This is a genomic window from Gordonia sputi NBRC 100414 (assembly GCF_000248055.1).
Lineage (GTDB): Bacteria > Actinomycetota > Actinomycetes > Mycobacteriales > Mycobacteriaceae > Gordonia > Gordonia sputi.
Genome location: NZ_BAFC01000006.1, coordinates 79,719 through 92,446, shown reverse-complemented (window position 1 = coordinate 92,446; position 12,728 = coordinate 79,719). Strand labels below are relative to the sequence as shown.

Here is a 12,728-nt window from a genome sequence, read left to right as displayed (position 1 = left end):
ATAGCGCTCGACCAGCGGTGGGGGCAACCCCGACGAGCGGATGTAGCCCTTTTCCGCTGATTGAGCCGGCCGCGAGCGAAGCGAGTTGCCCTTTCCCGCTGATTGAGCCGGCCGCGAGCGCAGCGAGTTGCCGAGTCGAAATCACCAGCGGCGCGGCAACCCGGGCCAGCGGGTAGCCCTCGATTGCTATGGTCGAGGCAATGCTTGCCGCGGCCGATCTGACCAAGACCTTCGGGGGCGTGACCGCCGTCGACCACCTGAGTTTCACCGTCGCGCCGGGGCGCGTGACCGGATTCCTCGGGCCCAATGGGGCGGGGAAATCCACGACGATGCGCATGATCCTCGGTCTCGACCGGCCGACGTCGGGAACAGCGACCGTCGGTGGCCGCCTCTACCGCGAACTCGACCATCCATTGCGCCAAGTGGGCGCGCTCCTCGACGCCAAGTGGGTGCACCCCAACAGAAGCGCGCGCAATCATCTGCGGTGGATGGCCGCGAGCAACGACATCCCGGTCGGCAGGGTCGACGAGGTGCTCGAGATGGTCGGCCTGACATCCGTCGCAGACCAGCGGGCGGGCGGATTCTCGCTCGGTATGTCGCAGCGACTCGGGCTCGCGGGCGCACTGCTCGGCGATCCGCACACTCTGGTCTTCGACGAGCCGGTGAACGGACTCGACCCGGAAGGCATCGTCTGGGTCCGCAACTTCATGCGGGCGCTGGCCGCAGAGGGCAGGACGGTGTTCGTATCGAGCCATCTGCTCACCGAGATGTCGTTGACGGCCGACCATGTGGTCGTCATCGGCCGGGGCAGGCTGATCGCCGACTGCTCGATCTCGGAGTTCACCGCGCGGGCGCGCCCGGTGGCCCGGGTACGTACCCCGCAACCGGCGGAACTCCACCGGGCACTCGAGGCCGCTGGGCTCGCGGTGACCCCGGTCGCCGGCCAGGACGGCCGGGTGTATCTCACCGTCGCTGACGCCACGACCGACCAGGTCGGCGACGTCGCGGCGGCTGCGGGAATCGGGTTGCACGAGTTGGTGTCCGACACCCCGTCGCTCGAAGAAGTCTTCATGGCAGCCACAGCCGAGTCGATCGACTATCGGGGAGGGCAGCACTGATGGGCGCGGTTCGGGCTGAACGCATCAAGCTGACCAGTACCCGTGCGCCGTGGTGGTGCATTGCGGCGGTCGTCGTACTCGGTCTCGGTATCGCGGGACTGATCGCGCTCGTGACCCGCGGTGCAGGCGGGGTCGCCGATCAACCCGAGGGCGCAGCCACCGACGGATCGTTCGACCAGAGCAGCGCGGCGTCGGTGTATCTGATCGGTGTGAACTTCTTCGGAGTCGTCATCCTGATGATCATGGCTGTACTCGGCGTGACCACCGAGTTCCGCTTCGGGACCATCCGCACGTCGTTCCTGGCAACCCCTCGTCGCCAGAATGTGTTGTGCGCGAAGGCACTGGTGTACGTCGCGTTGACGTTTGTCGTCGTCGTGCCGTTGTCGTTGTGCAGTGTTCTGCTCGTGAAGGCGTTGAACGGCTCCGCCGGTCTAGACCTCGGCAGCGAGCACGTGATCAGACAGATCTGGGGTACAGCGGTCTGGGCGGCACTGTGCGTCATCGTGGGGATCGGTGTCGGTGCCATCGTGCGGCAGACCGCGGGTGCGGTCTCGGTGGTGCTGGTGTGGATGCTCGTCCTCGAGAACGTTGCCGCGGCCCTGCCGGTCGTCGGACGTCGAATCGGACCGTTTCTCCCGTTCCGCAACGGCTCTCGATTTCTCGACGGCGACTTTCCCGGGGATGGCTACCACTGGAATTCGTGGGTTTCGTTGATCTACTTCGGTGTCTTCGCGGCGATCGTCTTCGCAGTCGGCGTGCTTCTGGTGAATCGACGCGACGCCGGGTAGCAGACCCGACAGACCAGCCGAACCCTTTGGACCACCCAAACCCTTTGGACCACCCAAACCCTTTGGGCCACCCAAACTCTTTGGACCAGCGAGACCGGTCGGGTACTCCGTTCAGGGGACAGCCTTGTCTCGTCTTGTCGGAGAGTCGCAGGTCAGTGACTAAACTCGTGACACATGCAAGGCACTTGGCCACTGATCGAGCGGGAGCAGGAATTCCGCACGATCCAGTCCGCGCTGAATCCGGGGGGTTCGGTGTGTGGGGTGGTGCTGACGGGCGATTCGGGAGTCGGTAAGACGACGCTCGCGCGGCTGGTCACGGCGGGCACCGAAACCGGGGTGCGCTGGGTTGCGGGTACCGAGTCGGCCCGCTCGATTCCACTGGGGGTGTTCGCACACCTAGTCGGTCCCGCGGTGTCGAGCGACCCGGTTACCTACCTGTCAGCGGCGCGCGAAACCCTTCTCGCAGAGGGCGATACGATCATCGGAGTCGACGACGCGCACCTCCTCGACGAGTTGTCGGCGACGCTGCTCCATCAACTCGCCATCGATCGCGCAGTGCAGATCGTCGCGACCGTGCGCAGCGGTGAGGCCGTACCCGACGCCGTAACCTCGCTCTGGAAAGACAATCACCTCATTCGAATCACGTTGTCGCCGTTCACCAAAGAGCAGAGCGTCGAACTCATCGAGTCCGTCCTCGGTGGCCAGCTCGAAGAGCATTCCGCAGACCGTATGTGGGAGGCATCCGGCGGCAACGCCCTGTTCCTGCGACACCTCGTCGAAGGTGCGCGAGCTGCGCGGACCCTACGGCAGGTCAATGGTGTGTGGCAGCTTCGCGGACGTGCGGCGATCACCTCCGAGCTCGCGTCGCTCCTCGCCGGACGCGTCGAACAACTGCAGCCCGACGTCCTCGCCGCACTGAAGTACCTGAGCCTGTGCGAGCCGCTCGACATCGACGTGCTGTCCGACCTTGCCAGCGAAGAGGCCGTCGAACAAGCCGAGATCGACGGCCTCGTCCGCATCACGCGCGACGGCCGCAGCCTCAATGTCTCGTTCCACCATCCGCTGTTCGGCGAGGTCATCCGGCACGGCCTCGGCCTCGCGTCGTCGCGTCGACTTCGCGGTGCACTCGTCAGAGCACTCGATTCGCGTCCCAAGGACACGCCCGCGGCGCGGATTCGCCTCGCCGACTTGGCCCTTGAAAGCGACGTCGGTGCCATCGACCTGTCACTGCTCGGTTCGGCGGCCCGCGATGCGCTCAACTTGGCACAGGTCCCGATGGGCGAGCGGTTCGCGCGTGCGGCAATCGCCGACGGCGGCGGTGCAGACGAGGCGGAACTGCTCGCCCGAGCGTTGATGTGGCAGGCCCAACCCGACAAAGCGGAGCAGCTACTGGCGCAGTACCGACTCGCCGATCTCGATGAGATCAGAGCCACCCGCATCGGCGTCCTGCGCGTCGGAAACATGTTCTGGGCCATGGGCGATTCGAAACGCGCCGACGAACTGCTGGACGAAGTCCGTGCGCGCGTCACCGAACCCCTACTCACGCCGATCGTCGACGCGATCGGGTCGGCGTGTGCGCTTTTCGAGAACAATCTCGCGCGGGCGGTCGAGCTTTCCGACGATGTACTCGCGGCGTCATCTCCGCTGCCCTGGGCAGTCGAGTGGGCGGCGTTCGGCGGCATGCTCGCCCGCGCGCTACAGGGACGCGGCGACGACGTCGCGCCGCTTGCGGCCCGGGCACGTGACGCTGAGGCGAAAACCGATGGGATGCTGCGCTTTCCGGCGGGCATCGGCGAGGTACTCGCACTCACGCTCACCGGCCGCCTCGAGGACGCTCAGGTCGCAGCACAGCGGTACGCCACGTTCGCCGACACCGCGCAATACCTCGGCTGGGCGATGGCGGGAGAACTCGTCGCCGCTGTCGACCTCGCGCGCGGAAGGTGCACCGCCGTCACACGACGCATCGAGCAGACCCTCGCGACGCTCGACACCGACGAATACTCGGCAACCTGGAACTTCCCAGCCTACCTGTTCCTCATCGAGTCGCTGTCGGCAATGGGATTGCCCGACGACGCCGACGTCGCGCTCACCCGAGCCCGCGAGCAATACGGCAGGCAGGTTGCGGTGTTCGGGCCGATGCTCGGTGTCGCTGCCGCCTGCCAAGCCGCATCCACCGGGATGATCACCACCGCGATCACCCTCGCCAATGATGCGGCCGAGCAGGCTCGTGAGACAGGGCAGTTCGCGGTCGAAGCCGAATCACTGCATGCCGCTGCACGTTTCGGTGACACGTCCGTGGCGGACAGACTCGCTGAACTCGGCGACATCGTCGACGGTCCGCTCGTCGGTCTCTACGCGCGGCACGCGCGGGCAAGTGCCGATGGAGACGGCGTCGAACTCGATCTGTGTGCTGCGGATTTCGAGAAGCTGGGCTACCTGTTGTCGGCAGCCGACTCGGCCGCGCAGGCAAGTGTGTTGCACGACAACGCTTCACACCGTTCCGCGACGGTCGCGTCGGCAGCGATGGCCGATCGTATCTCGGCGTCGTGCGGAGGCCTGCGAACGCCTGCGCTGCAGCGTGCGGCGCAACCGTTGCCGCTCACCACGCGCGAACGCGAGATCGCCAACCTCGTGGCTGCCGGACTCTCGAACAAGCAGATCGCCGAGCGTCTCGTGGTGTCCGTGCGCACAGTGGAGGGGCACATCTACCGTGCCTGCGTGAAGCTCGACGTGACCGACCGCGCCGACATCGCGGCGATCCTCACCCAACAGCGGGCGGTCGGTACCTAATCTGGTGGACGTGGGCAACACACGGCCCGGAGCCGAGAGCGACCGCACGCGGTGGGGAAGCGGACTGCGACAACTGACGGCCGCCGAATGGCATGTCATCCGAGGTCGCGATCCCGACCTCGACGCCGTCGAGATTTCGGAGTTCTCCGGTCCGCTTCTCGCCGGTGGACTGGTCATCGCGATCGTCGGGGTCCTGCCGCTCGTCGGAACACGTCTGTCGGATAGCGCCGACAGCCTGTTCGGACCACTGATCGGTTCCTTCGCGCTGGCGGCCGTGTGCACCACGACGGTTGCGTGGCTGCTGAGCGCGCTGATCTCCGGACTCGTCGTGCTGATCGTCTACGACGTCGGTCCGAAGGTGGCGAGCGCGGCGACCGAGGGTGCGATGCGCGGCTCATTCGCCCGGATCGAGGGCGCGGCCAGCTCTGTCACGCTCGTCGCACTGATCTCGGGGCTGATCTCGTTGGCAATCGGATTGCCGAGCATGGCGTCGAGCGACGACGAATCGTCTGTCATAGAGGAACTGCTCTCCGCCCAGGTCGCGTGTCTGCTCCTGGTGTTGATGTTGGGCTTCACCGTCGAGTCGATCAGGACGGCTGCGGAGATCCTGGGCTCCCAGGTCAGGGTCATCGGATGGCTCGGCTCATTGGCGATCGTGCTGATCTCGTTCTATCTCGCGTCGAGTGCCGGCCCGTTCGCGCCGGTCAAACTCACACGCAACATCCTCGAGGCATGGCTGCCCGCCGAGGTCGACGGCGTGTCACGAGCGCAGGTGATCTCCGACGTCATGCCCAACAACAGCTACTTGTGGTCGATGCTGATCATCGCGCCGTTCGTGATCATCATGTGGTTCGCCACCGCGTGGCGACTCGGCGCCATCCGCAATCTGCGCGCCGCCGTGCGCGTTGCCGCGGGCCAGGGGGAGGCAGGGCTGGACCAGGGGGACAGCGGCAAGGGGGACAGCGGCAAGGGGGACAGCGGCAAGGGGGATACGGGGCTGCGGGACAGCGGGCCGGGCGAGATCGCTCTTGCGGCAGGCGCCCAGGTGGTGGGTGCTCAGGCGGCAGACGGTCAGGAGACGGGTGCTCGGGAGGCGGTCGGTCAGGAGACGGGTGCTCGGGAGGCGGTCGGTCAGGAGGCAGGCGCCCAGGAGGTCGAGGACACCGATCAGCGCGAGTAGCGCTGCGAGTGCTGCCGGTCGTCGAGGTCGACGTCGGTGAAGTCGATGTCCGACCTCGCCACCGAGCCGTCACCAGCGCTGCGACCCTTAGTACCGCTGCGGCCATCGTCACCGCTGGGGTCCTCGTCGTTCTCGTCGTCGAAGTCCTCGCCGTCGAAGTCATCGTCGTCGAAGTCGGCGGGCGCGAATCCGAACGAGTCGATTTCATCGGATGCGGTCATATCTGAGCGCAACTCGCCGCTCTCGAACTGGTCGCTTTCGAACTCGCCCTCGTCATACTCGTCGTCGAACTCATCGTCTTCACGTCCGCGACGCCACCCGCCCTTCATCGGGGGTGCCTCGCCGAAGTGGTCGGGATCTCCGGACCCATACCAGGCGACAAGCACCGCACCCACGACAGCTCCGACGAAACCAACCAGCGCAAGCCAACCGAGGCCCGGCTTGGCCTGATCGCCGAGGAACATGACGCCGATAAGGCTCGGACCTGCCGTTTCGCCGACCACGAGCACTGCGGTGACGCCATTGACAGCGCCGAGCTGCAGTGCGACGGTCTGCACGAAGAATCCGACGGCTCCCGCGACCGCGATGGTCCACGCTGCGGGATCGAGGAGCAGTCGGACGGGGTCGAAGGGGTGGATGCCGTCGAGGATGCGCACCGCGATGGCGATGACACCGAACAGCAGGCCTGCGGCAGCGCCGCCTGCGATAGCGCCGTGTCGGCCGAGTCGGTACACCGACAGCAGCGCCAGCACGCTCAGGACGATGGTGGCGAAGAACAACAGCCAGTGGAATGAGTAGCCCCCGGAATCGCCTGTCTGATGCGACGACGACATACCGAGAAGGCACAGCGAGAACACGACGAGCCAGATGGCGACCCAGTCGCGGGTGTGCAGCGCAATGTTGAGCATGATGGTGCCCAGCAGTGCGGTGATCACCAGGTTGGCCGAGACGATCGTCTGCGACAAGAACAGCGGCAGGTAGCGGGCCGCAACAGCGCCGCCGGCGAATCCAACAGTCACCAGGACCGTACCGAGGATGAACGCAGGGTCGACGAAGGTCGACGCCGTGGAGCGAAGTGTCGGCCCACCTGCGGCGTTGGTGGTCTCGATCCCCTCATCACGCTCGGTCTGCGCGGCACGACGAGCCCCGAGGGCGCGCAGCACCGTCGACATGCCGTAAGCCACCGCGGCGAGGCTCGCCGCGATGACGCCGATGAGGAACATGCGACCTACCTCTCGTCCTGTTCGCGATTCGTTATCCGGTCAGTCCACTCGCTTCGCGCCCCGTGGACGGGAGCTGAGGAGTCGTCTGGCACAGGCTCGTGCAATCGCTGGCGGTCGTGTAATCACAGCGGTTGTGGATCGCCAGTGGTCGTGCAGTAGAGACTCCCCCGATAACCACAACTCATCGGTTAACGGTCGGCAAGCGAGTTATTATTCCGCTCTCAGTATCCACTGAGGTACCGACAATCCCATCGGCGCCCGTCTCGAGGTCTATCGCCGCCGATCCGAGGACTGTCATGCCGCCCGCGTCGGAGGGTTGGGACAACTGACTAGACTCGCGATGTGGCGACATCCCCGAAGAAGCACGTCCTGATCACCTTCGGCCGCTCTTTCCTCACGCTGAACCTGGCGAGGCTGATGTCGGCGGCAGGTCATCGGGTGACCGTCGTCGACAGCATTCCGATCGGTGTCAGCCGCTTCTCCAACTCGGTCGACGCATTTCACAAGGTGCCCGCACCGAAGTTCGAGCCCCGCGACTACTGCCGCGAACTCGCTCGCATCGTCGTCGACGAGAAAGTCGACATGGTCATTCCCATCCACGAGGAAACCGACATCCTGTCGATGATGGTGGGACTGTTTCCCCCGGAGTGCGAAGTGTTCCTGTCCGACTTCGACACCGAGAACAAGCTGCACAACAAATACGACTTTCAGCGCGAGCTGGTCTCCCTGGGCATCCCGACACTGAAGTTCGCGGTCGTCGAGGGGCCCGACGACGCCGCAGCCCTCGACTTCGACGTTCCGTTCGCGTTCAAGCAGTGCTACTCGCGCGGGTCGCAGAAGGTACACAAGATCACTCCCGGACAGAATCTCGATTGGGTCGAATACGATTCGACGAATCCGTGGCTGGCCCAGGAGTGGATGGAAGGCAAGCGCTACTGCACCTACTCGGTCTGCCGCGATGGCAAGGTCAACGCGCACGCCACGTACCCCGTCAGCTACGCGATCGGCGGCAGCTCGTGTCTGTCGTTCACCTCCATCGAACACCAACCGATCCTCGACTGGATCACTGAATTCGTTGCGGCGCAGAGCTTTACCGGGCAGGCCGGGTTCGACTTCATCGAGGGTGCCGACGGCAGCATCTACTGCATCGAGTGCAACCCGCGGTCGACGAGCGGGATCATGATGTTCCGCCCCCACAACGACGTACCCGCGGCGTTCTTCGGCGACAACGACGACCTGATCGTTCCCGACTCCGACGTCGACCGCATGATCGGCCTCGGCATGCTGCTCTACGGCTGGACAAAGGCATCACGCCAGGGGCGGTCGATGCGCCAGTTCTGGAAGGACTTTCACTCCTACGAGGACGTCATCTTCGAGCGTGGAGACATGAAACCCGGAATCATGCTGCCGGTCGCCTACGCGTCGATCCTGCGTGACTGCCGCCGCTACCACGTCGGTCTTGCCGAGGGTTTCATGCACGACCACGAATGGGACGGCCACCCGATCTGAGCTACGCCGGGCCGCGAAAGCTCACACACTGCGCAGAAACTCACACCGCTTGAGCCGTCACACTGCGTCGGCGTCGACCTTGTCGCCCCCGACGTAGACCTCCGCGATCGCAGGTTCGCGCATTCCCATCAGGAGCGCGAAAAGTGTTTGGTCGCGCGCTCTTTGCGGGTCGTCGTCGCGAACTCCGTTGCGTAGCATCCGTTCCAGCGGCGGCCATTGCTGTGGGTCGATCACCAGGAAGTCGGCCTCCTTGCCGACGTCGAAGTTGCCGAAGCGTGATTCGGCGTCGAGGGCCCGTGCGCCTGCGAGGGTTCCGCTGAACAACATCTGCGCCGGATGCATTGCGACGCTTGCCTCGCCGGGCTCGGAGATGTGCACCTTGTAGGCGTCGCCTGCGACCTTCGAGATGAGCCATTCGTCGCCACCTCCGCAGTCGCTGCCCAGCGCGATGGTCACGCCCGCGTCGACGGTGCGGTTCCACGGCATGGTGCCCGAGCCGAGGAACAACTGCGACGTCGGGCAATGCGCGATCGACGTGCCGGTCTCTGCCATCCGGGCCAACTCTGCGTCGGTGCAGTGGACGCAGTGGGCCAGAACGGTGCGCCTGCCGAGCAGGCTCTCGCCCCCGACGGCCGAACCGGGGAGGAACTTGCCGTCGTAGGTGTCGAGGTAGCACTCCACGTCGAAGAGTTGCTTTACCAGGTCGACCTCGCCGGTGCCGGGCCGATTGTTCTCGTTGAGGTGCGTGTGGACGTAGACGCCGCGGTCGCGTACCTGTGCGTACAGCTCTCCGAGCGCCGCGAGGGTCTGCGTTGTCACCGACAGCGTGAAGCGCGGCACGATCGCGGTGAGTAGCCGAGCGGTGTCGGGGTTTCCGGTGTCGGCCGCGTGCCACCGGTCGATCTCGGCGGTTGTCAGTGCAATCGCGTCTGACTCCGAGGTCATCAGCGGGGCAGCCGAGTCCGGGCCCTGGGTCTGGATGCCGCGACCGCTGACGATGCGCAGCCCGGCGCGCCGGGTCGCCTCGAATAGTTCGTCCTGCGCCAGGGGGAAGGCCGAACCGAACACCATTGCGGCCGTGGTGCCTGCGGCGATCCTGGCGCGGGTGAAGTCGCGCGCGATCGTGCGGGCGAACACCGGGTCGGCCAGTCGCGACTCCGCGGGAAAGATGCAGTTGTTCAGCCATTCCAGTAACTGGCCGCCGCCGTACGCGTTGAGCTCGTAGGTCTGCGGAAAGTGCACGTGGGCATCGACGAATCCCGGAAGCAGGAAGGCATCGCCGTGGTCGACGACGACGTCCCCGGGCAGCGCGGACAGTTCGTCGAAGGGGCCGCAGAAGTCGATCAACCCTTCAGCGGTGATGACCAGCGCACCGTCGGGGATGTCGACGAGCGCTGAGTCGGCCTCGGAGACCGTCGGCGAGCCTGCGATGTGCATGATGCGTCCCCGGTGGACACGACGATGTGTTCCCGTGCCACGAATCGGTGCAGTGCCGGGATTCGCTGCGGTGCCGGGATTCGCTGCGGTGCCGGGATTCGCTGCGGTGCCGGGATTCGCTGCCGTGGCGGGGCTTGTCACGTCGGGGGCATTCACGCGCACAACCCAACCACAGGTTCGACGGTTCGGCCTGTCGGGCCGTGCGTCATCGCGCCGGGCCTGTCATCCCGCCGGGCCTGTCATCGCGCTGGACCTGTCATCGCGCTGGACCTGTCATCGCACCGGGCCTGTCATCGCGCCGGGCCTGTCATCGCGCTGGACCCGTCATCTCGTCAGGCCCGTCACCTAGTCAGGCCGGTCATGCTGTGCGGCCACGGCATCACTTCACGTCGAAGGCGGGACTCGTCCCGACGAACGACGACAGCGCGCCGCCGGCCCGCTTGACGTCGCCGAAGTACCGGATGCGGTGGCGCCCCGAAACTCCGGAGCCGGTCGTCCAACGGATGGTCACGCTCGACGCCGTCGAACTGCCGGCCGGCCGCTTCCAGGCGAGTTCGGTGCCCCAGGTGTTGTCGTCGGCGGCCGCGACCCAGCGACCCGCCTCGTACCGTTCGACGACGAAGTAGCCATCCTTGGCCGCGCTGCTTCCCTGCCGCACCCTGTGCACCTTGTTGGAGGGGTGTGCGCCGCAGAACTCGACCGACACCGTCTCACCGGACCGGTATGAGGTCTTCGGTCCACGCACGACGTCGCCGAAGCGTCGACCACTGATGGGGGTATCGGCGGGTACCGGGGTCAGCAGATCGGGTTGAGGTCCGCGCTGGTCCGGCGGCTTCGGGCCGCGCGATGACGGTTTCCCGGCTGCCATCTCGCGTGCGAGCCTGTCGAATTCCTGCATGTATGCGCACAGGGTGTACCGACCGAAGAGGGTCTCGCCGCCCTCGTACTGCTGGGAGAGGTACTCCTCGGGAGTGGTGACGTACTGGCTGTAGCCGTTCGAGTATCCCTGCAGCAGAACGTTTTCCAGTGGCAACGAGAATGCCGACGCCACGATCCGACGCACGCGCAGCCCCGCGGTGATGGTGAACTCGGCGGGTGCTGCTGCGAGCACCAGATCGCCGATGCGGATCAGCTGGATCGGCAGAATCTGCTGAATCCACGGGTGAGGCGGCATGTAGCCGAGGGGGAACAACGGCAGCTTCGGTGCTTGGACCTGCTGAACCCATTCGGGCGGAGTGACTTTCGACGTCGCGCCGAGCGCTGCGGCGAAGGGCAGGACGGTGCCCTCCTTGAGGAAGGAGAGCTGGCTGCGCGTGTTGTCCTCGGTGCTCGTCGCCGCCGCTGCGGCACCCATGATGGCGGGGCTCGTACGTGCCGCGCGTCCGTCAGGGGTGTAAGCGCCGTCGATCGCGATGTCGGAAAGGTTCAGAAAACGGTAGGCGTAGGACAGCCCGCCGGTCAGCGAGCGCGCCGCGGCGAATGCTCGTTCGCCGGCCTTGAACTGTCGCTGTCCGATGATCGTGCAGTTGGCGCGGTGATCCTCGGTCGGCCCGGACGGATGTAGTTTGCGCACAGCGAGATTCGGAGTCATGTCGCCTGCGTTGGTTTGCGGGAACGATGCGACGACGTCGGGGTTGCTCTGCTCGGCGAGGTACGACGCATAGCCCTTGTTGTCGATAGAGATCAACGTATTGGCGTCGGTCAACGACGTGCCGTGTGTGGCGAACCAGGTGATCTCGCCGATGACGTTGCCGCCCTCACGAAGTCGCAGCGAAGTGACCTGCGGATCGATGTGCTCGGGGAAGTGTCGACGATCGGGAGTCGGATTGTTGACGAACGCCTGCAGCGATCGGTTGGCGCTGGCGTCGTGTAGCTCGGAATGCCCGAGCTCGAGTGTGTCCGGCGCGAGCGAGTGGTGGGCAGCCACGATTGCGTCGACGAGGCCAGCCACCTCAGCGCGGTAGGAGTTCTCCCGATGACCCAACGCTGCAAGCGTATACGCGTAGTCCCAGGCGGTTCCGCCGCACGTGTTGTGGTTGTGAGTGGCGTTGAGATTGACGTTGTCCTCGGTGTAGAGGTTGCCGAATCGTTGGCGCAGTTCGTCCATCACGCCGACGCGGTGGGACTCGAACAGGCAGGCCAGATCGGCGTTGACGAACACTATGCGCTTGCCCGACGCGGCGTCGGCGATGATGTAGGCGCGCGCCCACACGCGTTGCAGCAGACCGGTGGCGACCTGGCTGAGGTCGGAGTAGCCCATCATTCCCTGGTCTGCGATGGCGCCGGTGAGATCGCCCTTGCCCGCCCCCACGAGATAGCCCGACGACGGTGCGGCCGTTGCTGTTCCGGCTCCGAGTAAGCCTGTCATGGCGATCCCGACCACGCCTGCTCCGACAGCCGCCGCGGAGGCGCCGAGGAATCCGCGTCGGCTCACTCCGCTCGGTGCGGCGTCGTCGTGTGAAGTGTGGTGCGGCGTTCCGCGGGATGCGTTGGTGCTCATCTCGACCCCCTGGTGAAATGTGGACGTTCGACTGCATGGACGATGGATGCGTTGTGGATTAGTGGCTGTTGTCGATGAGTGGAGACGTGGATGCGTTGTGAATGAGTGCTAAGTGTTGTGAATGGGTGCGGAGTGGTGTGGGCGAATGGGAAATGCTGTTGGCCAATGGGAAATGCTGTGGGC

Annotated in this window: 8 protein-coding genes; 5 read left to right on the top strand and 3 right to left on the bottom strand. The window is 65.5% G+C overall.

Going from position 1 to position 12,728, the window contains the following annotated elements:
• Nucleotides 1-200: 200 nt before the first annotated feature.
• The 4 genes from GOSPT_RS01140 to GOSPT_RS01125 all read left to right on the top strand — a co-directional run bounded on the left by GOSPT_RS01140 (nucleotide 201) and on the right by GOSPT_RS01125 (nucleotide 5,876).
• Nucleotides 201-1,118: an ABC transporter ATP-binding protein gene (locus GOSPT_RS01140; RefSeq protein WP_039854232.1), complete on the top strand. Its 918-nt coding sequence runs from the start codon at nucleotides 201-203 to the stop codon at nucleotides 1,116-1,118.
• Nucleotides 1,118-1,906, top strand: coding sequence for an ABC-2 transporter permease (locus GOSPT_RS01135; RefSeq protein WP_005201992.1), 789 nt, complete (start codon nucleotides 1,118-1,120; stop codon nucleotides 1,904-1,906). Before GOSPT_RS01140 ends, GOSPT_RS01135 begins: the two co-directional genes overlap by 1 nt.
• Before the next feature lie 174 nt (nucleotides 1,907-2,080).
• Nucleotides 2,081-4,696 (top strand): LuxR C-terminal-related transcriptional regulator, encoded by a 2,616-nt coding sequence (locus GOSPT_RS01130; RefSeq protein WP_005201990.1) that lies wholly within the window; start codon nucleotides 2,081-2,083, stop codon nucleotides 4,694-4,696.
• Nucleotides 4,697-4,706: 10 nt separating this feature from the next.
• On the top strand, nucleotides 4,707-5,876 hold the full coding sequence (locus GOSPT_RS01125) for a hypothetical protein (protein WP_245548673.1): 1,170 nt from the start codon (nucleotides 4,707-4,709) through the stop codon (nucleotides 5,874-5,876).
• Here GOSPT_RS01125 and GOSPT_RS01120 read toward each other — a convergent pair.
• Nucleotides 5,864-7,099 carry a DMT family transporter gene (locus tag GOSPT_RS01120; RefSeq protein WP_005201986.1) on the bottom strand — a complete coding sequence of 412 codons (1,236 nt, stop codon included), beginning with the start codon at nucleotides 7,097-7,099 and terminating at the stop codon, nucleotides 5,864-5,866. The genes GOSPT_RS01125 and GOSPT_RS01120 overlap by 13 nt on opposite strands.
• A gap of 342 nt (nucleotides 7,100-7,441) precedes the next feature.
• On the opposite strand from GOSPT_RS01120, the gene GOSPT_RS01115 reads away from it, so the two are divergent.
• Nucleotides 7,442-8,608 (top strand): ATP-grasp domain-containing protein, encoded by a 1,167-nt coding sequence (locus tag GOSPT_RS01115; protein ID WP_039854190.1) that lies wholly within the window; start codon nucleotides 7,442-7,444, stop codon nucleotides 8,606-8,608.
• Nucleotides 8,609-8,665: 57 nt separating this feature from the next.
• Here the strand turns inward: GOSPT_RS01115 and GOSPT_RS01110 are convergent, their stop codons facing one another.
• On the bottom strand, nucleotides 8,666-10,090 hold the full coding sequence (locus GOSPT_RS01110; RefSeq protein ID WP_141630772.1) for a guanine deaminase: 1,425 nt from the start codon (nucleotides 10,088-10,090) through the stop codon (nucleotides 8,666-8,668).
• 334 nt (nucleotides 10,091-10,424) lie between these two features.
• Complete coding sequence (locus GOSPT_RS01105) at nucleotides 10,425-12,545, bottom strand: neutral/alkaline ceramidase (protein ID WP_005201981.1); 2,121 nt, start codon at nucleotides 12,543-12,545, stop codon at nucleotides 10,425-10,427.
• Between the last annotated feature and the right edge of the window lie 183 nt (nucleotides 12,546-12,728).